Origin of the sequence: Streptomyces cellostaticus (genome assembly GCF_001513965.1) — a bacterium.
Lineage (GTDB): Bacteria > Actinomycetota > Actinomycetes > Streptomycetales > Streptomycetaceae > Streptomyces > Streptomyces cellostaticus.
In genome coordinates this window covers 53775-75393 of record NZ_KQ948029.1, presented here as the reverse complement: position 1 = coordinate 75393, position 21619 = coordinate 53775, and the positions used below count along the sequence as shown (strand labels likewise).

General features: G+C 71.5%; 15 protein-coding genes. 4 read left to right on the top strand and 11 right to left on the bottom strand.

Annotation, left to right across the window (positions count from 1 at the left end):
- Nucleotides 1–252: 252 nt before the first annotated feature.
- The gene (locus AQI88_RS26030; RefSeq protein WP_067003687.1) at nt 253–1749 is read left to right on the top strand and encodes an SDR family NAD(P)-dependent oxidoreductase; all 1497 of its coding nucleotides are present in this window, start codon (nt 253–255) and stop codon (nt 1747–1749) included.
- Nucleotides 1750–1825: 76 nt separating this feature from the next.
- Here AQI88_RS26030 and AQI88_RS26025 read toward each other — a convergent pair whose 3' ends face one another.
- On the bottom strand, nt 1826–3097 hold the full coding sequence (locus AQI88_RS26025; protein ID WP_067003685.1) for an MFS transporter: 1272 nt from the start codon (nt 3095–3097) through the stop codon (nt 1826–1828).
- A 364-nt stretch (nt 3098–3461) separates the two neighbouring features.
- Here AQI88_RS26025 and AQI88_RS26020 point away from each other — a divergent pair, with 364 nt between their 5' ends.
- From AQI88_RS26020 to AQI88_RS26010, 3 genes are all read left to right on the top strand, one after another.
- Entirely contained in the window at nt 3462–3716 is a 255-nt protein-coding gene (locus AQI88_RS26020; RefSeq protein WP_067003682.1) for an acyl carrier protein, read from the top strand.
- Nucleotides 3713–5344: an HAD-IIIC family phosphatase gene (locus tag AQI88_RS26015; RefSeq protein WP_067003680.1), complete on the top strand. Its 1632-nt coding sequence runs from the start codon at nt 3713–3715 to the stop codon at nt 5342–5344. Before AQI88_RS26020 ends, AQI88_RS26015 begins: the two co-directional genes overlap by 4 nt.
- Nucleotides 5345–5427: 83 nt before the next feature.
- Complete coding sequence (locus AQI88_RS26010) at nt 5428–7062, top strand: outer membrane protein assembly factor BamB family protein (protein ID WP_079057801.1); 1635 nt, start codon at nt 5428–5430, stop codon at nt 7060–7062.
- A 73-nt stretch (nt 7063–7135) separates the two neighbouring features.
- On the opposite strand, the gene rfbB is transcribed toward AQI88_RS26010, so the two are convergent.
- From rfbB to AQI88_RS25960, 10 genes are all read right to left on the bottom strand, one after another.
- Entirely contained in the window at nt 7136–8122 is a 987-nt protein-coding gene (gene rfbB / locus AQI88_RS26005; RefSeq protein WP_067003679.1) for a dTDP-glucose 4,6-dehydratase, read from the bottom strand.
- A 15-nt stretch (nt 8123–8137) separates the two neighbouring features.
- A complete protein-coding gene (locus AQI88_RS26000) occupies nt 8138–8917 on the bottom strand; it encodes a thioesterase II family protein (RefSeq protein WP_067003677.1) in 780 nt (259 codons plus the stop codon).
- Entirely contained in the window at nt 8914–10134 is a 1221-nt protein-coding gene (locus AQI88_RS25995) for a cytochrome P450 family protein (protein ID WP_067003675.1), read from the bottom strand. Before AQI88_RS25995 ends, AQI88_RS26000 begins: the two co-directional genes overlap by 4 nt.
- Nucleotides 10135–10167: 33 nt before the next feature.
- A complete protein-coding gene (locus tag AQI88_RS25990; protein WP_067003673.1) occupies nt 10168–11403 on the bottom strand; it encodes a class I SAM-dependent methyltransferase in 1236 nt (411 codons plus the stop codon).
- Between the two features lie 13 nt (nt 11404–11416).
- The gene (locus tag AQI88_RS25985; protein ID WP_067003672.1) at nt 11417–12229 is read right to left on the bottom strand and encodes a methyltransferase domain-containing protein; all 813 of its coding nucleotides are present in this window, start codon (nt 12227–12229) and stop codon (nt 11417–11419) included.
- Between the two features lie 56 nt (nt 12230–12285).
- Nucleotides 12286–13293 carry an aldo/keto reductase gene (locus tag AQI88_RS25980; RefSeq protein WP_067003670.1) on the bottom strand — a complete coding sequence of 336 codons (1008 nt, stop codon included), beginning with the start codon at nt 13291–13293 and terminating at the stop codon, nt 12286–12288.
- Nucleotides 13294–13337: 44 nt separating this feature from the next.
- Nucleotides 13338–15779 (bottom strand): beta-glucosidase family protein, encoded by a 2442-nt coding sequence (locus AQI88_RS25975; protein ID WP_067003668.1) that lies wholly within the window; start codon nt 15777–15779, stop codon nt 13338–13340.
- Nucleotides 15780–16008: 229 nt separating this feature from the next.
- Nucleotides 16009–17277 carry an activator-dependent family glycosyltransferase gene (locus AQI88_RS25970; RefSeq protein WP_067003666.1) on the bottom strand — a complete coding sequence of 423 codons (1269 nt, stop codon included), beginning with the start codon at nt 17275–17277 and terminating at the stop codon, nt 16009–16011.
- Nucleotides 17278–17286: 9 nt separating this feature from the next.
- A complete protein-coding gene (locus tag AQI88_RS25965; protein WP_067003664.1) occupies nt 17287–18372 on the bottom strand; it encodes a cytochrome P450 family protein in 1086 nt (361 codons plus the stop codon).
- Nucleotides 18369–21619, bottom strand: a 3251-nt coding sequence (locus AQI88_RS25960; protein ID WP_159050395.1) for a type I polyketide synthase, incomplete at its 5' end; no start/stop codon positions are given. The genes AQI88_RS25960 and AQI88_RS25965, both read right to left, overlap by 4 nt.

Here is a 21619-nt window from a genome sequence, read left to right as displayed (position 1 = left end):
CCGCCCAGGCCACCGAATAATTCTTACGCCGCTTCGGTATACCTGCACTTGAATCCCGGTCGACCTTGTGGAGCAGCGCCCCACCACGCCCATAATGCCGTGCGGGGATCATGTGTCACCGGCAGGAACGGGGCCCGTTGCACTGTCGGGTGTCCAACTGCTTCCGGGCCGCAATTGGACACCGCGGCTTTAGCGATACTCAAGCGTCCGGCCTTGCGGAAATTCCACCCGAGTGCTTTTGGAGGTACACACGTGCTGCTCTCGGAAGACGACGTGGCGCTGTTCGCGCGGGTCAGCGGCGACCGGAACGCGCTGCACTGCTCGCCCGCCCACGCCCGCCGCACACCCTTCGGCCGGACCGTCGCCCACGGCGTCCTCGCGGCCCTGGCGACGCTGGAGGAACAGGCGCCGGACGGGGCGGGCGCCACGGCCGTCGAGGTCGACTTCGGCAACCCCGTCTTCCCCGGCGTGCGCTACCGCTCCGAGGCGCTGGACGGGGCCCGGCCCGGCTCCGGCCACCGGCTGCTCGACGGGGACCGCGCCTGTCTGACCGTACGGGTGCGCCCCGGCACCCCGCCGGACCTGGACCCGCTGCCCGTGCCGCCGGCCCGGTCGGCGCCCCGGCACACGATCGCGGACCTGCCGCCGGGCACCGCGGTGTCCGGCGCGTACGGCCCGGACGGGATCGACGCGCTGCGCGACCGGTTCCCGGTCGCCTCCCGGCTGCTCGGGCGGACGCCGCTGGCCTGTCTGTTGTGGTCGAGCTATCTGGCCGGGATGTGCCTGCCGGGAGAAAACTGCCTGCTCGGCCGGGTGGCGCTGCGATTCCTCCCGGTCGCCGCGAGCGGCCGGGCGCGACTGTCGTACACCGCCCGCGTGGTCCACACCGACCCCCGCTTCGGACTGGTGTCGATCGTCGGGGAGATCACGGCGGACGGTGTGGTCGTCGCCGAGGCCGAGATCGAGGCGATGGTCCGCACGCCCGCTCCGCTGGCGACTTCGGCCACGCTGGGCGCGCACCTGAGCCCGTCCACCCGGCTGCGGGGCACCTCGGCCGTCGTCGTCGGTGGCAGCCGCGGACTCGGCGCGGCCCTGTCCCTGGCCCTGGCGTCGCAGGGGTGCGAGGTCTTCGTCGGGCACCGGGGCACGCTGCCGCAGAGCCTGCTGGACGACGGCGACCGGCTGCCGGGGCGGCTGCACTCCGTGCCCGGCGATGCTGCGGACCCGCGCTGGAGCGGCGAACTCCGCTCCCGCGTCGAGCAGGAGCACGGCCGGCTCGACTTCCTGGTGTGCAGCGCGGCCCCGCCCCTGCGCACGCTGGGCCTGGCCGCCGGCGACCTGGAGCGGATGGACGCGTTCCTGACCGGTTCGCTGCGGCTGGTCAGCGCGCCGATGGCAGGGCTGCTCCCGCTCCTGGAACCGGGGCGGGGCACCTGCCTGGTGATCTCCTCGGCCGCCCTGCGCGAACCGCCGCGCGACTGGCCGCACTACGTCGCGGCCAAGTCCGCCGTCGAGGGCCTGGTCCACTGGGCCGCCCGGCACCATCCCGGCGTGGCGTTCCACCTCGCGCGGCCGGGGATGCTGTGGACCGAGCAGACCAACTCGCCCAGCGCCCGGGAGACGGCCGGGCCGGTGGAGCCGGTCGCGGCGCAGCTGGTGCGCCGCCTGCTTGAGCCCGCGGCCGCCGGCGGAGTCCCCCACCTGATCGGCGAGGAAGCCGCCGGCCCGGTCCCGGCAGGCCGGGTGTGACAAGGGCCCGGTGCCCGAGGAGGGGCACCGGGCCCGGGCGCTGCTCCCGGCCGGACGGCTTCGCCGGGAGCGGCTGTCAGAGGGCGGGGGTGGTGTCCGCGTTCTGCCGCGACTCCCCGTTGGAGCCGGTGCTGCCGCCCGTCCTCTGCACGGCGAACAGCAGGAACGCGAGGAGGACGAAGACCGCAGCGGAGAAGATGGGCAGCGAGCTGGAGCCGTCGATGACACCGAAGACGACACCGGACAGCCCCGCGGAGATGGCCGCGATGGCACCGGCCGTGCCCATGACGGAGCCCTGGTGGCTGTCGTCCACGGCGGCCGACATCATGCCCACCAGACCGCTGTAGCAGATGCCGTAGGCGGCCGCGCCCACCAGGCACAGGGCGTAGAGCACGGCCTTCGAGCCGGTCAGTGCGGTGCCGGCGATGCACACGGTCATCACGGCCAGCGCTCCGGCCGCCGCGACCTGCGGCTTGAGGTACTTCATCGAGAGCGGCACCAGGGAGAGGAAGGACGCCGCGAGGCCTACGCCGACCACCGAGATGAGGTTGGTGACCGAGCGCTGGTCGAAGCCTTCGTTCGCCGTCAGGTACAGGCCGATGAACTGGAAGAAGGCCGTCCAGCCCAGGGACATCAGGAGCAGGGCGGCGGAGAGCACCCTGACCCCGGGGAAGGCGAAGGACTCCATCAGGTGCTTGACCGGGTTCGGGAAGGCCATGCGCCCCGTCGGCCCGGGAGCCGGCTCCTCGCGGTAGGAGACGAGCAGGACCAGCAGGTTCAGCAGCGTGATCCCGGCCACGAAGACGAACGGGGTCTTGAGGTCGAACCAGGAGACCAGCGTGGAGTCGCTGAGGTAACCGCCGATGAGCGGGCCCACCACGTAACCGGACGAGACGCAGAACATGATCAGTCCGATGGAGTTGACGCGGCGTTCCTTCGGCGTGACATCCAGGATCGCCGCCTGGGCGACCGGCAGGCTGCCGGAGAACAGGCCGCCGATCACCCGCCCGGCGACGAACAGGACGACGTCCCGGCGCAGCAACGCCGTGATGGTCAGCGCGTAGCCCAGGGCCAGCCCCAGCAGACACAGCACCAGTGTCTTCTTGCGGCGGAAGTGGTCGGACAGCGAGCCGAGCAGCGGGGCGCCGAAGAACATCGCCAGCGAATAGCTGCCGATGGCGACTCCGTAGAACAGGTCACGCGTACTGGTTCCGCCGCTGCTCATGATGCCGATATCGGCGTCATAAGAGATGGGAATCAGCACCGGAATGATGAGACTGACACTCAAGTTGTCGATCAGGATGATGAAGTAAAGAGGGATGAGACTGGCCAACCCGTTTTTGCGCATGGCTGTTTCTCCTTGTGTTCGGCTCGGGCGGTGCCAGTGGATCGCCAGGACCTGGCAGATCGATGTGTGGGGCAACGACCGCGGGCGGCATCGTAACGCACCGGGATTCGCCGGGCATCGGCGGATTGCGCTGCCGGCGGCGGGCTCAAGTCTCCCTCTAGCTCCTGCGCTTGACCGAACTCGACCGACATGGTGCACGCTGCACCTAAGAACCTGAACAGGTACGATCCGGAATCCATCGTGCGGCGCCCAAGAGCGACCCCTTGGGCCTCTATCCGGCCACCAGGTTTCGGCCGTCGGGCCTGTTTCACCTTTTCCGCCATATGCGTTGGCCGGTAACGGCCGAAACGAGGGTGTTCTCGAGATGGAAGCGAACGAACTGAAGTCCGTGGAAAGCACGGTGCTGGAGGCGTTGGGCGGGGTACTGGGCCAGGACGTGGTCGCCCCCGACGTCCCCTTCGCCGCGCTGGGCGGGGACTCGATGCGCGCCGTGCGGGTGCTGTCGCGGCTGTGGCGTGAACTGGGCGTCGAACTGCCCGTGCACGCGCTCGGCAACGACACGACCGCCGCCGAACTCGCCGCGGTCGTCCGCGCCCACCTGGACGGCCGGGCCGCATGAGCGACGCGAGGAATCCGGGCATCGCCCTCGCCGCGACCTTCACCACGGACGGGCTCAAAGACGCCATGGCCCGGCGGCTGCAAGAGACCGGACGCGAGATCCAGGCGGCACCGTACGGCCAGCTGGTGGAGCCGATGCTGGACCCGGGCAGCGTGCTGCTGACCCACGCCGGGGTGAACGTCCTGCTGGTGCGGGCCGAGGACCTGTACCGGGGCGCCTCGGCCCCCTCGGCCGGTGACCGGCTCCTGGACGAGCTGCTCCCCGTGCTGTCCGCCGCACCCACCCGCAGCGCGGCCACCTGGCTGGTGGCCCTGACCCCGCCGTCGCCGGGCGCCCTCGCCGACCCCGTCGCGGCGCGGTGGATCGAGGCAGCGACGCAGCGGATCGCCGAGACCGTCGAGCCGCTGCCCGGCATGCACCTCGTGTCGCTCGACGACCTCACCGACCGCTACGACGTGCCCGAGACGCACGACGAGTACGCCGACCGCATCGCTCATCTCCCCTACACCGACGGGTACTTCGACGCACTGGCCGACTGGCTGGTGCGGCTGGCCGCCACGACGTGGAACAGGCCCCGCAAGGTCGTGGTGCTCGACTGCGACAACACCCTGTGGGCCGGGGTGTGCGGCGAGGACGGCCCGCTCGGAGTGGAGATCGGCCCCGGGCGCCGCAAGGTCCAGGAGTTCATGCTGGACCAGCGCGCGCGGGGCAGGCTGCTGTGCCTGTGCAGCCGCAACGAAGAGGCGGACGTCCAGGCCGTGTTCGCCGAGAACCCCGGCATGGTCCTCACGATGGCGGACATCACCGCCCACCGGATCGGCTGGCAGCCCAAGGCCCAGTACCTGGCCGAACTCTCCCAGCAGCTGGGGCTCGCGCTGAACTCGTTCGTCTTCGTGGACGACGACGCCGTGGAATGCGCGTCGGTGCGCGCGCAACTGCCCGAGGTCGCCGTGGTGGAGCTTTCCCGGGACACCGACGGCGCGGACGCGGCACCGCGGCAGCTGGCCCGGGAGACGGCCTTCGACCAGCTCACGGTGACCGACGAGGACCGGCTGCGGGCCGACTGGTACGGGGCCGAGCCGGAGCGCCGGGCCCTGGAACAGTCCGTCGCGGACTACGAGGAGTTCCTGGCCCGCTGCGCCATCGACGTCACGATGGAGGAGCTGACGGACTCCGCGCTGGACCGCGCGGCCCAACTGACCTCCCGTACCACGCAGTTCACCCTGGCGGGCACCGCCTTCACGGTGCCGGAGCTGCGCCGGCTGCTCGACGGCGGCGGCCGGGGCTGGACGGTGCGGGTCCGCGACGTCTTCGGCGACTACGGCACCGTCGGGCTCGTGCTGGCACGGGCCGACGCCGACGTGCTGGACGTTCCGGTCTTCCTGCTCAGCTGCCGGGTCCTCAACCGTCGGGTGGAGACGCGGATGCTGCGGATGCTCAGCGAGAAGGCCCATGCGGCCGGCTGCCGCACCCTGCGGCTCGCCTACCGGCCCACCCGGCGCAACGCGCCCGCGCGTCAGTTCCTCCAGCAGCTCTCCGGCAGCGCCGTCGGCGCCGAGGACGCCCCCGGCACCGTCGAGGTGCGGGTCGCCGACTGGATCGACGCACCCGTGGCGGCCGCGCCGTAGCCGCGCGTCCCGCGCAGACCACACCACACGTGGCCGGCGATCCGGCCGGCCGCCCCCTCCACAAGGAACGAAGGAATCACTCCATGACCACCAGTACGAGACGACGGGCCGCACTGAGCCCGAAGCTGTGGCGACGGCTGTCCGTCGCCGCGGCCGGCTGCGCCGCCCTCCTGCTGGCCACCGTCGCGCCCGCCGCGACCGGCGCCCCCACCGCGAGCGGCACCGAGTCCGCCAGGGCCCACAGCGTCCCCGTGCAGCCCCAGTGGGCCAGTGCGGGACAGAACAACCACAACACCCGCCATGCCGCCACCGAGCGCACCATCGGCCCGCAGAACGTGGGCAAGCTGGCGCCGAAGTGGACCTTCACCACCGCCGGCGACGTCTCCGCCACCCCCACCGTCGTGAACGGCACCGTGTACGTGCCCGACTGGGGCGGCAAGCTGTGGGCCATCGACGCCGACAGCGGCAAGGAGATCTGGTCGAACGCCGTCTCCAGCTACGACGGTGTCGACGGGCACATGTCCCGGACCAGCCCCGCGTACTGGAAGGGCAACCTCTACATCGGCACCGGCACGCTGACGACGACCGCGCTGAAGAGCGCGTACGTCATCTCCGTCGACGCCAAGACCGGCCAGAAGCAGTGGCTGACCAAGGTCGACGACGACCCGACGACGGTGATCACCTCCTCCCCCACCGTGGACAACGGGATCATCTACGTGGGGACGTCCTCCAAGGCGTCGATCCTGCACGACAAGCCGAACTTCCGCGGAGCGGTCCTGGCGATCGACGCCCGCACCGGCAAGATCCTGTGGAAGACCTACACCATCCCGAAGGGCTACACCGGCGCCTCCGTGTGGGGCAGCCAGCCCGTGGTCGACCACAAGACCGGCCTGGTGTTCGTGGGCACGGGCAACAACTACACCTCGCCGCCCGGTGTCTGCCTCAACCCGAAGCAGACCGACTGCACCCCGCCGGCCGATGACGACCACTTCGACAGCGTGCTCGCCCTGGACCTGAAGACCGGCAAGCTCAGGTGGGCCCGCCACACCCTGACCGCCGACACCTGGACGATGTACGAGCAGAACCAGGCCCCGGACTTCGACTTCGGCTCCGCCGCGAACCTCTACACCACCGAGATCGACGGCAAGCCGAAGGACCTGCTCGGCATAGGTCAGAAGAGCGGCGTCTACTACGCCCTCGAACCGGCCACCGGCAAGACCGTGTGGCAGACGCAGGTCGGCCCCGGCGGTCCGCTGGGCGGCATCCAGTGGGGCTCCGCCACCGACGGGAAGCGCATCTACGTCGGCATCGGCAACGGTGCTCACCTGCCCTGGACCATCAAGGCCGCCGACGGCACCAAGTCCACGGTCAGCAGCGGCTTCTTCGCGGCGGTCAACGCCGCCACCGGCGAGATCGAGTGGCAGACCGCCGACCCGCAGGGCAAGGACGGCCAGTGGCTGGACGACTCCTTCATCACCCACGCCAACGGCGTGATGTACGCGGGCTCGTCGGCGCCGAGCGGCAACAACATGTACGCGCTGGACGGCGAGACCGGCAAGATCCTGTGGGACTTCGCCAGCGGCGGCTCCGTCTGGGGCGGGGCGGCCGTGGTCGACGGCAGCGTGTACTGGGGCTCCGGCTACTACATCTCCAATGTGGGCGAGGGCCTGAGCGGCCACAACAACAAGCTCTACCGCTTCACCCTCGACGGCCGCTGACACGCCGCCGTCCATGGCATGCGAAACGGCCCGGGCAGGAACTGCCCGGGCCGTTTCACGTCCTTGTGCGGCCTCAGGCCGCTGCCGACAGCGCGCGGCGCAGCGGCTTCCACCACTGCGGGTTGTCCCGGTACCAGTCGACCGTCCGGGCCAGGCCGTCCGGGAAGGAGACGCGCGGGGCGTACCCGAGCTCCCGGAGCTTGCTGTCGTCGACGGAGTAACGGCGGTCGTGGCCGGGCCGGTCGGGTACGTAGGTGATCCGCTCCGGCCCGGCCCCGCACGCCTCCAGGAGCAGGTGGGTGAGTTCGACGTTGGTGAGTTCCTCGCCGCCGCCGATGTTGTAGGCCTCGCCGGGCCTGCCCTTCTCCAGCACCAGCTGTACGCCCCGGCAGTGGTCGTCCACGTGCAGCCAGTCGCGCACGCACAGACCGTCTCCGTACAACGGCAGCTGCCCGCCCTCCAGCAGGTTGGTCACGAAGAGGGGGATGAGCTTTTCGGGGTACTGGTAGGGGCCGTAGTTGTTGCTGCAGCGGGTCACGCTCACGTCCATCCCGTAGGTGCGGGCGTAGGCGCGGGCCAGGATGTCGGCCCCGGCCTTCGACGCGGCATAGGGCGAGTTCGCCAGCAGGGCGCAGTCCTCGGTCCAGGAGCCCGTCTCGATCGATCCGTACACCTCGTCGGTGGAGATGTGCACGAACCGGGGCACCCGCGCCGCCCGCGCCGCCTCCAGCAGGGCCTGGGTGCCCAGGACGTTGGTGCGTACGAAGTCGTCCGCGCCGGCGATCGACCGGTCCACATGGCTCTCCGCGGCGAAGTTGACCACCGCGTCGTGTCCCGGGACGAGGTCGGCGAGCAGCGCGGTGTCGCAGATGTCGCCCTGGACGAAGGTCGGGCCCGGGTGGTCCTGGACGTCGGCGAGGTTGGCGGTGTTACCCGCGTAGGTGAGCTTGTCCAGGACCGTGATCCGCACGTCGCCGGCATCGCCGTACGCTCCGGCGAGCACATTGCGCACATAGGTCGACCCGATGAATCCGGCGGCGCCGGTGACGAGCAAACGCACGGGGACTTCCCTTTCTCAAGTGTCGGCACGTGCCAGAGCGGTTTCCGGCGTACGCAGTCCGAGGTCCGCCAGGACGGCCCCGGCCACCTCGGTGACGCGGTCCTGCAGATAGAAGTGGCCGCCCGTGAAGACCCGCGAGCGCCCGGGGACGACCGCCAGCCGCAGCCAGCCGATCGCCTGTTCGGGCGCGCACAGGGGGTCATGGGTGCCGGCCATCGCCGTGACCGGGCAGCGCAGGCCGGGCCCGTCCTGCCAGGTGTAGGACCTCAGGGCCTGGTAGTCGGCGCGCAGCGCGGGCAGCGCCATGGCCTGTATCCCGGGATCGTCGAGCGCGTCGCCGCCACCGAGCCGGCGGACCTCGGCCAGCAGCGCGGCATCGTCCTTCAGGCCGTCGGTCGGCCCCGGCCCGGCCGTGGGCGCGCAGCGCGCGGACACGAACAGCCGGTGCGGGGTGTTGCCGCGGCGGTCGAGGCGCCGGGCCGTCTCATAGGCGACGAGCGCCCCCAGGCTGTGGCCGAACACGGCGTACGGAGTCTCGTCGAGCGTGTCCAGCGCCTCGGCGGCCCGGTCGGCCAGCTCGCTCAGCCGCGACAGCGGCGGCTCGTGCCGCCGGTCCTGCCGTCCGGGGTACTGCACCGCCAGGACCTCCACACCGGGGCCCAGGGCGCGGGCGAGGGAGTGGAAGCTGCTCGCGCCGCCCCCGGCGTGCGGGAAGCAGACGAGCCGCATCACCCCCTCCGCCGGTGGGCCGAACCGCCGCAGCCAGGTCTGGGACGGCGATGCGGACACGGTCATCGGGCGAGCCTGACGGGCAGGCTCTCGATGCCGCGCAGGAAGGACCGGCGCCAGCGCACCTGCTCCGGCGGGATCGCCAGGTCGAGGTCGGGGAAGCGCCGCAGCAGGGCGCGCAGCGCGATCTCGCCCTCCAGGCGGGCCAGCGGGCCGCCCACACAGAAGTGGATTCCGTGGCCGAAGGAGAGGTGCCCGCTCGCGTCGCGCGTCACGTCGAACCGCTCGGGGTCGGGGAAGCGGCGGGGGTCGCGGTTGGCCGCGGCGCCCGCGATGAGCACGGTGCTGTGCGCGGGGATGTGGACGCCGCCGATCTCGACGGGTGCGAGCGATCCGCGCGTGGTGATCTCGGCGGGGCCGAGGAAGCGCAGGACCTCCTCCACGGCGTTCGGCATGACCGACGCGTCCCGGCGCACCTTGGCCAGTTCCTCGGGGTGGGTGAGGAGCAGGTAGGTGGCCATGGAGATGAGGCTCACCGAGGTCTCGAAGCCCGCGATGAGCAGGATCAGCACCACGGAGGCGAGTTCGTCGTTGCTGAGCCGGTCCTCGTCCTGCTCGTGGACGTGGATCAGCGCCGAGAGCAGGTCGGAACCGGGGTCGGCGCGCCGGCGGTCGATCAGGTCGAGGATGAAGCCGACCAGGGCGCGGGCGGCCTGCTCGCGCTGTTCCACCCGGTCGGCCTCGATCACCAGGAACTCGTTGCTCCAGCGGCCGAAGTCGCCCTGGTAGCGCTCCTCTACGCCGAGCAGCTCACTGATCACCGTGATCGGCAGCGGGTAGGCGTAGGACTCGACCAGGTCGGTCTCGGCCTGGCCGGTGAGGGAGTCGAGCAGCTTCTCGGCGAGCTCCTCGATCCGGGCGCGCATGGACTCCACCCGGCGCGCGGTGAACTCCCGCGAGACGAGCCCGCGCAGCCGGGTGTGGGCCGGCGGGTCGTTGCTGCCCATGTTGTTGGCGAAGTAGGGCCGGACGTCCTCGGGGATGCCGTGGAAGGTCGGCAGTTCCACCTCGGGGGGCTGCTTCTTGAAGTCGTTGCTGAGCCGCAGGTCGCTGAGGGCGGCCTTGGCCTCGGCATGACGGGTGATCAAGTAGGCTTCGCGGCCGATGAAGCTGACCTTGCTCACCGGCCCCTGCTCGCGGAGCGCGGCGTAGGCCTCGTACTGGTCGATGTGGAAGAGGTCGCTCTCCAGGCTGGGGACTGCGGTCTGCGCGTCAGTCGTCACTGCGGTCTCCCTTTCGTTCGGGGATGTGCACGGTCAGGCGGTCACCGTGGTGAGCGTCGGCATCGGGAAGACGAGCTTGCCGCCGCTCTTCAGGTACGCCTGCTCGCGCTCGACGAAGCCGTCGCGGTGGATCCAGGGCAGGACGAGCAACTGGTCGGGGCGGCGGGACTTGGCCTCCTCCTCGGACACGATCGGAATCCTGCTGCCGGGGGTGAAGCGGCCGGCCTTCTCCTCGCTGACCTCGCCGATGCAGGGCAGGTCCTCGGGGCCGATGCCGCAGTACTGCAGGGTCACATTGCCCTTGGTCGACGCGCCGTACCCGAAGGTGAGCAGGCCGGCCGCGCGGGAGTCGGCGAGGAATCCGCGCAGGTCGTCGCGCTGCTGGTGCACCCTGCGGGCGAACGCCTCGTAGGGGGCCATGGTGTCCAGGCGCGCGGCGGCCTCCCGCTCGCGCAGCGCGACCAGGGAGCCCTCGTCCACCGGATGGCGGCCCGGGTTCTTGGCGAGGGTCACGTAGAGACTGCCGCCGTAGACGTCGGTGACCTCGGCCCGCAGGACGGTGAAGCCCACCTTCTCGGCCATCCACTCGATCTGCTGGAAGCCGTAGTACTCCAGGTGCTCGTGGCACACCACGTCGTACGCGTTGGCCTCGAGCATGGACGGCATGTAGCTCTGCTCGGTCATCCAGATGCCGTCCTCGTCGAGGATCGCGTGGATGTCCTGCATGAACTGCAGCGGGTCCGGGATGTCGTAGAACATACCGGTCGTCGTGACGACCTTGGCGCGCTGCTTGCCGTACCGCGCCGTGAAGGCCTCGGCGGTGAAGAACTCGGCGATCAGTTCGGCGGGCGGGTAGTGCTCGCGGAACTTCTCGCCCGAGGGGTCGATGCCGACCAGGCGCAGTCCCTCGACCGGGTACTGGTGCAGCAGCGTGCCGTCGTTGCTGCCGATGTCGACGACGACGTCTCCCGGCTTGAGGCCGGTCAGTTCGGCGGCCGCGACGGCCTTGCCCCTCAGGTGGTTGACCATGAACGGCCGGATGCCCGGCCGGTATCCGTAGCCGTCGCCGTACATCAGGTCGAGATCCGGGGTGTGCAGCAGCTGGAGGAGGCCGCAGCCGGCGGGCGAGCACTTGACCAGCTCCAGCGGGACCGCGGGCACCTCCTCGTCGACGCTCTTGGGGAAGACGCAGGTCAGAGCCTGCTCGCCCAGGTCGAGGACCGGAAGCAGTTCTTTGTTGCCGCAGACGCGGCACTGAGTGATGATCATCTTCTGCCGTTCCTCAGTCGGTGGTGACCGTGGCGAGGAGGTAGCCGTAGGCGCGGGGGACCCGCACCCCGTCCACCATCCGCTCGAACTCCTCGGGGCCGGTCATCTTGATGACGTCGTCCTTGCGCGCCAGCAGATCGGCGGCGATGCTCTCCCGCACCTCCTGGGGGGCAAGGGTGTTGGCCGTGATGTCGGTGAACTCCCGGACGACGAGTCCGGCCCGTTCGATGACGGCCCGGTACTCGGACATCTCGGGGGTGGTGATGATGTCCTGGAAGGTCAGCTCGGTGTCGGGCTGGCTGAACATGTCGGCGAGGACGAGGGTCGAGCCGGGGCGCAGCACGCGCTTGATCTCGCGCAGGACCTTCTCCTTGTCCGGCATGTGGATCAGCGACTCGAAGGCCCAGGCGCCGTCGAACGACGCGTCCGGGAAGGGGAGTTCGGCTGCGTCGGCGTGCTGGAAGCTCACGCGGTCGGCCAGGCCCTGCTCGCGCGAGCGCTCGCCTGCGCGACCGACCTGGTACGTGCTGATGGAGACGCCGACGACCTCGACGTCGGCCGTCCGGGCGAGCCGGAAGGCCGGCTCGCCGACGCCGCACCCGACGTCCAGGATGCGCCGGCCCGGCTGCGGGGCCAGCCGCGCGATCAGCTGGTCGGTCAGCTGGTCGGTGGCCTTTCCGATGGGGGCGTCGTCGGAGGCGTCGTGCCAGTAGCCGACGTGCAGGTTGTCGCCCCACAGGTCCCTGAACACCTCGGTGAAGTTGTCGTAGAAGTCGACAACCTTGTCCTCGACCCGGTCCTCGTTGGCCTGTGCTCCGGAAGTCATTCGATCCGTCCCTTTCGTTTCTTGGTCGCGGTGCTGGAAAACCGGGCGGTGGGCCGTCACTGGGCCCAGGCCTCGGGTGCCGGGCCGCCCCGGCCGACCGGCGGGAAGATCCGGTCGAGTTCGGCGAGTTCCTCGTCTGCGAGGCGAAGGCGGGTGGCGCGCAGCGCCGAGTCCAGCTGCTCGACGGTGCGCGGCCCGATGACGGCGCCGGTGATGCCCGGCCGGGACAGCACCCAGGCCAGGCCGACCTCCGCGGGGTGCCGGCCGATACGGCCGCAGAACGCCTCGTACTCCTCGATGGCGGGGCGCAGCGAAGGCAGGAGTGTCTGGGCGCGCCCCTGGGCGGACTTGACGGCGGTGCCGGAGCGCAGCTTGTCCAGTACACCGCTGAGGAGGCCGCCGTGCAGCGGTGACCAGGCGAGGGTCGCCAGGCCGTGGTGCCGGGCGGCCGGCAGGACCTCCAGTTCGGCGTGGCGGACCGCCAGGTTGTACAGGCACTGCTCGGAGGCCAGGCCGAGCGCGTTGCGGCGGGCGGCGCTCGCCTGCGCCTCGCAGATGTGCCAGCCGGCGAAGTTGGAGGAGCCGACGTACAGGATCTTCCCGCTCGCCACCAGGCGGTCCATGGCCTGCCACACCTCGTCCCACGGCGCGGCGCGGTCGATGTGATGCATCTGGTAGAGGTCGATGCACTCCACGCCGAGGCGGCGCAGGGACTGTTCGCAGGCGGCGACGATGTGACGGGCGGACAGGCCGCCGTCGTTGGCCTGTTCGCTCATCTCGCCGCCGACCTTGGTCGCGAGTACGACCTTGTCCCTGCGGCCGCCGCCCTGGGCGAGCCAGCGGCCGACCAGTTCCTCGGTGTGTCCCTTGTGCACCCGCCAGCCGTAGATGTCGGCGGTGTCCACGCAGTTGATCCCGCGGTCGAGGGCCTCGTCCATCAGGGTCAGGGCGTCGTCGTCCTCGACCCGGCCGCTGAAGTTGACGGTGCCGAGCCACAGCCGGCTCACCCGGGTGGCCAGGCGTCCGAGCCGCACGTACGGATCCGGGGCCTCGGGGTCGGTCACGGCTGGTTCTTCCTGTCGGGCCTGGTGTGCGGACACGGTCACTCCTACTGGCCGGGCCGGTCGGCCCGGACGGTCGCGGTGAGCCGGATCTGGTCCGACGAGGAGCCGATGAGGACACGGCGCTCGCCGCCGCCGAGCTTCCAGGCACCGGCCGAGGTGTCCCAGTACTGAAGGGCGCGTTCGGCGACGTGGAGGTGCACGCGCCGGGACTCCCCGGCCTTCAGCTCCACCTTCTGGTAGCCGGCCAGGGCCTTGTCCGCCTGGTCGAGCGTGAGCTGCCCGCTGGGGCCGAGGTAGACCTGGACGACCTCGCTGCCCGGCCGGTTGCCGGTGTTGCGCACCGTCACGTCGACGTCGAAACCGTCCGCCGTGCGCTTGACGGCCTGGTCCTCGTAGGCGAAGGACGTGTAGGACAGGCCGAAGCCGAACGGGAAGAGCGGCTTGACGCCCTGGTGGTCGTACCACCGGTATCCGCTGTAGATGCCTTCGGAGTACCGCACGACGCCGTCCACGCCGGGGTAGCGCCCGGGATCGCCGGCGACCGGGGTGGCCTGCTCGGAGGCGGGGAAGGTCTGGCTGAGCCGGCCGCCCGGCTCGGCGTCGCCGAACAGCAGGTCGGCGGTGGCCTCCGCCCCGGCCTGCCCGGGGTACCACATGTCGAGGACCGCACGGGTCTTGTCGAGCCAGGGCATCGTGACGGACGAGCCGGTGTTCAGGACGACGACCGTACGGGGGTTGGCGGCCGTGACGGCCTTGATCAGCTCGTCCTGGTGGCCGGGCAGGGACAGGGAGGTCCGGTCGCTGCCCTCGGCGCCGTCGTCATAGGCGAAGACCACCGCGGTCGTGGCCTTGCGTGCGGTGGCGACGGCCTGGTCGATCGCCTCCTGGGCCTTGGCCGGGGTCACCCAGCTCAGGTCCAGCGTCATCGGCTTGCCGACGACCGCCCCGCCGCTGATCTTGACGGTGTGTGTGCCGGCGGTCAGCTTCAGCGGAACACTGGTGAGCTTGCCGAACACCTCACCGATGCTGATGAAGTCGCCGTTGTCGATCTGGATGGCGCCGTTGCCGCCGGTGACGCGGGCCGCGATGCGGTAGAGGCCGGCCTTGTCCACGGTCAGCTTGCCGTCGTAGATGACACCGCTCTTGGCGGGCTGCAGGACCGTGCCGCCGGCGAAGGCCGGCTGGAGGGCGGACGCCGGGATCGGCTCGCCCTCGATGTTCTCGCCCTCGGCGTAGGAGACGTGCGCGCCGGCGCCCAGCTTCTTCGTAATGGTGTCCAGCGGGGCGGTGGCCACGTCGGGGACGATGTAGGAGCTGCCGAGGCCGGTCACCTTGGGGGTCTTGGCCGTCGGGCCGATCACCGCGAGGTTGTCCGTGGCGGCCGCGTCGAGCGGCAGCATCCGGTCCTGGTTGCGCAGCAGCACCGCACCGGACTCGGCCACCTTCTGGGCCACCCGGGTGCCGCCCGGGAGATCGCGCTGGGGCCGCGGCGGCGGGTTCTTGTCCAGCAGGCCGAAGCGGTCCATCTGTCCGACGATCCGGTTCACGGACCGGTCGAGGACGGACAGGGGGATGGTGCCGTCCGTGACGGCCTTCTTGAGCGTGTCACCGAAGTACTTGCCGCCGGGGACCTCGCCGCCGGGCGGAATGGCCTCGGTCGTGTCGATGCCCAGTTCCTGGTCGAGTCCCTTGGTGATGGCGTCCGTGCTGTGCGTGGCCAGCCAGTCGGAGGTCACGAAGCCCTGGAACTTCAGCTGCTCCCGGAGGATGCCGTTCAGCAACTGGCCGTTGCCGCAGGCGGGTTCGCCGTTGACCTTGGGGTAGGCGCACATCACCGAGGCGGTCCCTGCCTCGGCGGCGGCCTCGAAGCCGGGAAGCTCCATCTCGTGGAGGGTGCGGTCGTCCACCTTGACGTCGACACCCATGCGGTTGTTCTCCTGGGTGTTGGCGGCATAGTGCTTGACCGTCGCCATCAGGCCCTGGCTCTGGATGCCCTTGATCTCGGCGGCCGCCGTGCGCCCGGTGAGGAGCGGGTCCTCGCTGAACGTCTCGAAGTTCCGCCCGGCCTGCGGCACCCGGATGCTGTTCACCATCGGGGCGAAGAGCACGTCCATGTTGAACGCGCGGCCCTCCCGGCCCAGCACCTGTCCGTACTTCTCGGCGAGGCCGTCGTCGAAGGACGAGGCGAGGCTGACGGGGGCGGGCATCGCCAGCGACGGGCGGTGGATCGTCACGCCCGCGGGCCCGTCGGTGGCGCGCAGCTTCGGAATGCCGAGGCGGGGTACGCCCGGCAGATAGACCATGGCCGTCGGGTCCGTCGTGTCATAACCCCAGTGCACGAACGAGAGCTTCTCGTCCAGCGTCATCTGCGCGACGAGACGGTCGGCGCGGCTTTCCTCACGACCGGGAGATCCGGGGGCGGCGCCCAGGTTCAGCAGCGCCAGAACCGTCAAAAATACGGAGGGCACCCATATTCGTCGTTTCATTTCCCTCTTCCCGGCATGTGGTGTCTCCGTAGCCAAGAATTCCGGCGCAAAGACGCCTTAATACGACTGTGCTTTCCGAAGCGGCGCGATCTCAATATCGGCAGCGACCCTAGCAAGATCGTCAGACGGCCCACAAGGCGCCTCGACCCGAACTCGACCTCCCCACTAGGGAGTTACAAGGCCTGCGTGAACCGGCGAAGCTGCACTGTATTCCCGCGGCTTCTCTCTGTCATTTCCGGTGCGCGGCGGTCATCTTCTCCAGCACACCGACGACTTCCGTCGGCGCCGGCTCGGACAGGATCTCGTCCCGTACTCTCGCCGCACCCTCGCGAAATGCCGGGTCCCCGAGGACGCGGAGGACACTTTCCCGGAATCGATCCGCCGTCAGTTCCGGAAGCGGCACCGACAGCCCCATACCGCTCTCCACCGTCCCCCGGGCCCGCTCGTCGGTGTCCCAGCCGACGGGCAGCAGGATCTGCGGCACGCCGTGGATCGCCGCGGTGTGCCAGGTGCCCGGCCCGCCGTGGTGGGCGACCAGGTCACAGGTGGGCAGCAGGGCGTGCATCGGGACGAAGTCGACCGTGCGGACGTTGTCGGGAACGTGGGGGACCGATTCCAGCTGCTGGGCGTCGAGCGTGGCGACGAACTCGGCATCGATGTCGGCGACGGCTTCCAGGAGCTCGCCGGTGGTGACCACCTCCACCCCGCTGTCGCGTCCCGAGACACCCATCGTGAGGCACACCCGGCGCCTGGTGGGCGGCTCGCGCAGCCAGTCCGGCACGACGGAGGGCCCGTTGTAGTCGACGTAGCGCATCCCCACGGTCGGCAGCCCCAGGTCCAGGCGCATACTGGCCGGTACGGGGTCGATGCTCCACTGGCCGACGGCCATCTCCTCGTCGAACTCCGGCGCCGGCGCCACCCCGTGCCGGCTCAGGCTCCATTCGATCCACTCCGCGAAGGGGTCCTCCCGGTGCTCCGGCTCCTGCCGGTCACGCAGGTCCAGGAAGGCGCGGCGGGCCTTCGTGACGATGTCCGGGCCCCACAGCAGCCGGGCGTGGGCCGCTCCGGTCACCTTGGCCGCGATCGGGGCGGCGAAGGTCAGCGGTTCCCAGATCAGCAGGTCCGGCTGCCATGAGCGGCAGAACTCGACCATCCCGTCGACCAGGGAGTCCGGGGTCATCAGCCCGTAGAGGTTGGGCGTGAGGGCGGTCTGCATGCCCAGCAGGTGGTCCCAGGTCGCGGTCTTCAGGGCGGCGTCGCCGAAGTCCAGCGACCGCACGTACTTGATCATGTCCTCGCCGACCGCGCTCATGTGCCCGACGAGGTCGACGTCCTCGCCCACGGGCACCGCCGTCAGACCGGCGGCGGTGGTGATCTCGGTCAGCCCCGGCGACCCGACGACCCGGACCTCGTGCCCGGCGGCACGACAGGCCCAGGCGAGCGGGACGAGCGGGTAGAAGTGGGTCTTGCTCGTCATGGCGGAGAAGACGATGCGCATCAGAAGTCCTCAGATCTCGACCGGGCACCGGCTGATGCCCCGCAGTACGGGCGAACGGCGGCGGTGGACCACGGGGCCCGCCAGTGTCGTGCCGGGCAGCACATCGGCGAGGGCGCGCAGTGCCGCGACGGCGTGCCGGGCGGCGAACTCGTCCAGTCCGTCCCGGTGGCCGAGGCCCGACGTCAGAGCCTGTGGTGTGCCGGCGCGGTCCACGTCGAACCGGTCGGGCGCGGCGAACACCTCGGGGTCGCGGTTGGCCGCCGCGACGGCCACCACCACCTCCTCGCCCTCCGCGACCCGGGTGCCGTGGACCGTCTGTGCGGCGAGGGCACGGCGGCTTTCGAGATGGACCGGGGGCGCGGTACGCAGGGTCTCCGCCACGATGCGGTCGGCCAGGTCCGGGTCGTCGGCCAGCCGGCCGGCCAGCCCCGGAGTGCGGAGGGTGGCCAGTACGGCGTTGCACACCGTGTTGGCCGCCGTCTCGCAACCGGCGCCCGCCAGAACGCCGTCGGCGCCCGCCAGTTCGCGCAGGCCCGCCAGCGCGGCCACGGTCTGTTCGGTCACGGCCAGCAGCTGCGGGGTCAGCCGGGCGTCCAGGGCCGTGGCGCTGGAGCGCAGCAGGGCGGTGAGGCGTCGCGCGTCCTCGCCGGTGAGCCCGTACCGCGCGATCACGCCGCGGACCGGGACCTCGCGCGCGAGGTCCCGCATCAGGTCGAAGCGCGTCCCCGTCCGCGGCAGCAACGCCCGGTACTCCCCGGCCAGTTCGTCCACGGCGGGCAGCTGCGGTCCGACGGCCGCGCGCACGTCCAGGAACGGCTGGGCCCAGTCCGCGTCCGCCTCCTGCGCGGTCCGGGTGAACCCCGGGCCGTCCAGGACCTCGGCGGCGGCGGCGTACCGGGTCACGACCCGGGCGCCGGAGCGGCTGTGGAAGAGCCCGGGATCAGCCGAGCGGATCTGCTCGTACCAGCGGCCCGGTTCGTCGTCCTGCCCGCACAGGAGCATCGCATACGGGTCGCCGTTCACGCCGAAGGCCCAGTACCAGCCGCGGGCCATCTGGAGCCGGCTGCCGAGCCGGCTTCGGTCTGTGGTTTTCATGCCAGGTTCCCTGTCCATGTGCGGATGTGGTCGGCGACGGCTTCGGCGTGCTCGTGCACCATCGAGAAGTGGTTGCCCGGCACGTCCACGCACTCGTGCGGGAACGGCCACGTGGACTGCCAGGACGCGCCGTCCGGCCACTGCCCCAGCGGCTCGGAGGCCCGGACCAGCAGGGTCGGGACGGCGAGGTCCTGCGGCCGCCATGCGCGGGTGAACCGGTGGTACGCGCCCAGGGCGGTGAGCCGGGTGTCGTCCACCCGCACCCCCTCGCGGCCGAACATCGTGTCGGTCAGCTCCGCGAGCCAGTCGTGCACCGCCTGCTGCTGTCCGGGCGGATAGACGTCGATCAGGACGATGCCGAGCGGCGGGCGGCCGCGGTCGGCGAGTTCGGCCCCCAGGGCGTGCGCCATCATGGCGCCCGCGGAGTGGCCGACGAGCACGTACGGCCCGTCCGCGGACTTGAGGACGGCGTCCGCCTGGACGCCGAGGACCGCCGCCAGCGACGCGGGCAGCTGCTCGCCCGGCTCGTAGCCCGGCTGCGGCAGCGCGGACACCGGCAGCCGGTCCTTGAGGGCGCCGGCCAGCCGGAGGAATTCGTGCGGCCCCGCCACCGGCGCCGTACCGGCACAGCAGATCAGGCGGACCTCGCCCGGTCCGGCGGCCAGTTCCACGAGGTCGACCGGCGTGGCCAGGTCCTCGGAGCCCTCGAAGTGGTCCCGGTGGCCGGACAGTTCCCCGAGCAGCTCCAGGTAGGAGTCGAAGCGTCCCTGCCGTACGGACGCCTCGTACAGGGTGCGCAGCATGCCGCCGTCGCCGGCGGCCGGGGCGTGCGGTGTCCCGGCGGTGAGCTGGGGCCGCAGGTGAGCCGCGACGCCGGTGACCGAGGGGTGGTCGAACACCAGGGTGGTGGGCAGGGACAGACCGGTGGCGTCCTGCAGCCGGTTGCGCAGCCCCACCGCCGTCAGGGAGTCGAAACCCAGCTCGGTGAAGGGCTGGTGCAGTCCCACCGCGTCCGGGTCGGGGTGCCCGAGCACGGCCGCCACCTGCGCGCGGACCCAGTCGGCGAGCGTTGCCTCGGCCTCGTCCTCGGGCAGGCCGGACAGCCGCTGACGCCAGGTGGGGCCGTGTCCGGGCCCGTCCTGGGCGGCCGCGGCGGGCGCCTGCCGTACGGCGTCGGGCAGGTCCTCGATGAGCGGGCGCGGCCGGGCGGCGGTGAAGCCGACGGCGAACCGGTTCCAGTCGACGTCGGCGATCGAGACGCAGACGTCCTGCTGGTCCAGGGCCTGCTGGAGGGCCCGCACCGCCTTGTCGGGAGCCATCGGGCGCAGCCCCCGCCGGATCAGGCCGGGCAGGTCGGCGTCGGCCATGCCGCCGTCGGCCCAGGCACCCCAGGCGACGCTGGTCGCGGCCTTGCCCTGCGCCCGGCGCCGGTGCGCCAGTGCGTCGAGGTAGGCGTTGCCCGCGGCGTAGGCGCCGAGCAGGCCGCTGCCCCAGACCCCCGCGTTGGAGGAGAAGAGCACGAACGTCTCGGCGTCGGGGCAGAGTTCGTCCAGCAGCCGGGCGCCGAGGGTCTTCACCCGGGTCACGCGCGCCAGGTCGTCCGGGTCGAGGTCGGCCACGGCCCGTCCGTCGGGGACGCCGGCCAGGTGCATCACCGTACGGATCCGCTCCCCCTGCCGCCGCAGTCCGTCGACCAGGTCCGCCAGCCGGCCGCGGTCGGTGACGTCGCAGGCCGCGAACGTCACCCGGGCGCCCAGGGCGGTCAGTTCCTCCGCCAGCTCCGCGTCCCGCGGCGTCTGTCCGCCCGACCGGCCGACCAGCACGAGATGGTCCGCGCCGGTGCGGGCGAGGTGGCGGGCGACGTGGCCGCCGAGGGCGCCGGTGCCGCCCGTGATCAGGGCCGTGCCGGCGGGCTGCCACGGGGTTGCGGCGGGCTCGAGCGGAGCCCTGACGAGCCGACGGACGTGGCAGCCGGTCTCGCGCAGCGCGAGCTGGTCCTCGTCCCCCGCGTCGGCGAGGCAGGCGGTGAAGCGGTGCAGTACGGGCTCGGTGAGCTGCCGGGGCAGGTCGAGCAGGCCGCCCCAGCGCTCGGGGGCCTCCAGGCCCATCACCCGTCCGATGCCCCAGACCATGGCCTGCGCCGGGTCGGCCGTGTCGTCCTGTCCCACCGCCACGGCCTCGCACGTCACCAGCCACAGGGGCGCGTCGACGCCCGCGTCGCCGAGCGCCTGGTGGAGGGCGAGGTTGGCGGTGACGGCCCTGAGGTCGTCACCCGGACCGTCCGCTTCCGTCTCCAGGGCCAGGAGGGAGATCACCGCGGTGACGTCCGGGGCCGACTCCCGCAGCTCCTTGGCGAGCCCGTCCCGTCCGGCCGCCACGGCGTCGGTCGTGAGCCGCAGCACCGTGCCGCCGGCCTCCTCGACGGCACGGACCAGGGCGTCCTCCTGCGGGCCGGTGCCGCAGCCGGCCACCAGGTACCTGCCGGTGAGCGGGCCCGCGGCCGGGGAGAGGGGCCGCCACTCGATGCGGTGGCGCCAGTCGGCCACCCGGTCGGGGACCTCGGGCGCCAGCCAGTACCGCTGGTGCTCGAAGGGGTAGTTGGGCAGGTGCGCGGGCGGGCTGTCCGGGAAGACGGCCCGCCAGTCGACGGGTACGCCGCCCGCGTGGGCGCGGGCGAGTTCGCGGACGAAGTGCCTCTCGCCCTCGTCCCGGTGCAGGCTGCCCAGGACCAGCACCTCGCTCCCGGACCGCTCGGCGGTTTCCTGGACGCCGGTCGTGAGCACGGGGTGCGGGCTCACCTCGACGAAGGTGTCGTAGCCGTCCGCGAGGGCGGCGCCGATCGCCTCGGCGAAGCGGACCTGGGAGCGCAGGTTGTCGTACCAGTACGCGGCGTCCATGACGCCGGTGTCGCAGCGTTCGCCGCGCAGCGTGGAGTAGAGCGGCGTCCCGGACGGCTGCGGGGTCACGCCCGCCAGGTCGGTGAGGACGCGCGCGCGGACCCGCTCCATGTGGGGCGAGTGCGAGGCGTAGTCGACGTGGATGCGCCGGGCCCGGATGCCGTCGGCGGCACAGCGCTCCTCGAACGCGGTCAGCGCTTCGGGGTCACCGGCCACCACCACCGACGCCGGGGAGTTGACCGCGGCGACACTCACGCGCCCCGGCCAGTCGGCGATCAGTTCCCGCGTCCGGTCCTCGGGCAGCGAGACGGAGGTCATGGCGCCGTCGCCGGCGAGTTCGGCCAGCGCCC

Excerpts from the sequence above, each read along its gene's own strand:
- AQI88_RS26025 (WP_067003685.1), bottom strand. The coding sequence starts at position 3,097 with ATGCGCAAAAACGGGTTGGCCAGTCTCATCCCTCTTTACTTCATCATC.
- AQI88_RS26020 (WP_067003682.1), top strand. The coding sequence starts at position 3,462 with ATGGAAGCGAACGAACTGAAGTCCGTGGAAAGCACGGTGCTGGAGGCG.
- AQI88_RS26015 (WP_067003680.1), top strand. The coding sequence starts at position 3,713 with ATGAGCGACGCGAGGAATCCGGGCATCGCCCTCGCCGCGACCTTCACC.
- AQI88_RS26010 (WP_079057801.1), top strand. The coding sequence starts at position 5,428 with ATGACCACCAGTACGAGACGACGGGCCGCACTGAGCCCGAAGCTGTGG.
- AQI88_RS26000 (WP_067003677.1), bottom strand. The coding sequence starts at position 8,917 with ATGACCGTGTCCGCATCGCCGTCCCAGACCTGGCTGCGGCGGTTCGGC.
- AQI88_RS25990 (WP_067003673.1), bottom strand. The coding sequence starts at position 11,403 with ATGATCATCACTCAGTGCCGCGTCTGCGGCAACAAAGAACTGCTTCCG.
- AQI88_RS25985 (WP_067003672.1), bottom strand. The coding sequence starts at position 12,229 with ATGACTTCCGGAGCACAGGCCAACGAGGACCGGGTCGAGGACAAGGTT.
- AQI88_RS25975 (WP_067003668.1), bottom strand. The coding sequence starts at position 15,779 with ATGAAACGACGAATATGGGTGCCCTCCGTATTTTTGACGGTTCTGGCG.
- AQI88_RS25970 (WP_067003666.1), bottom strand. The coding sequence starts at position 17,277 with ATGCGCATCGTCTTCTCCGCCATGACGAGCAAGACCCACTTCTACCCG.
- AQI88_RS25965 (WP_067003664.1), bottom strand. The coding sequence starts at position 18,372 with ATGAAAACCACAGACCGAAGCCGGCTCGGCAGCCGGCTCCAGATGGCC.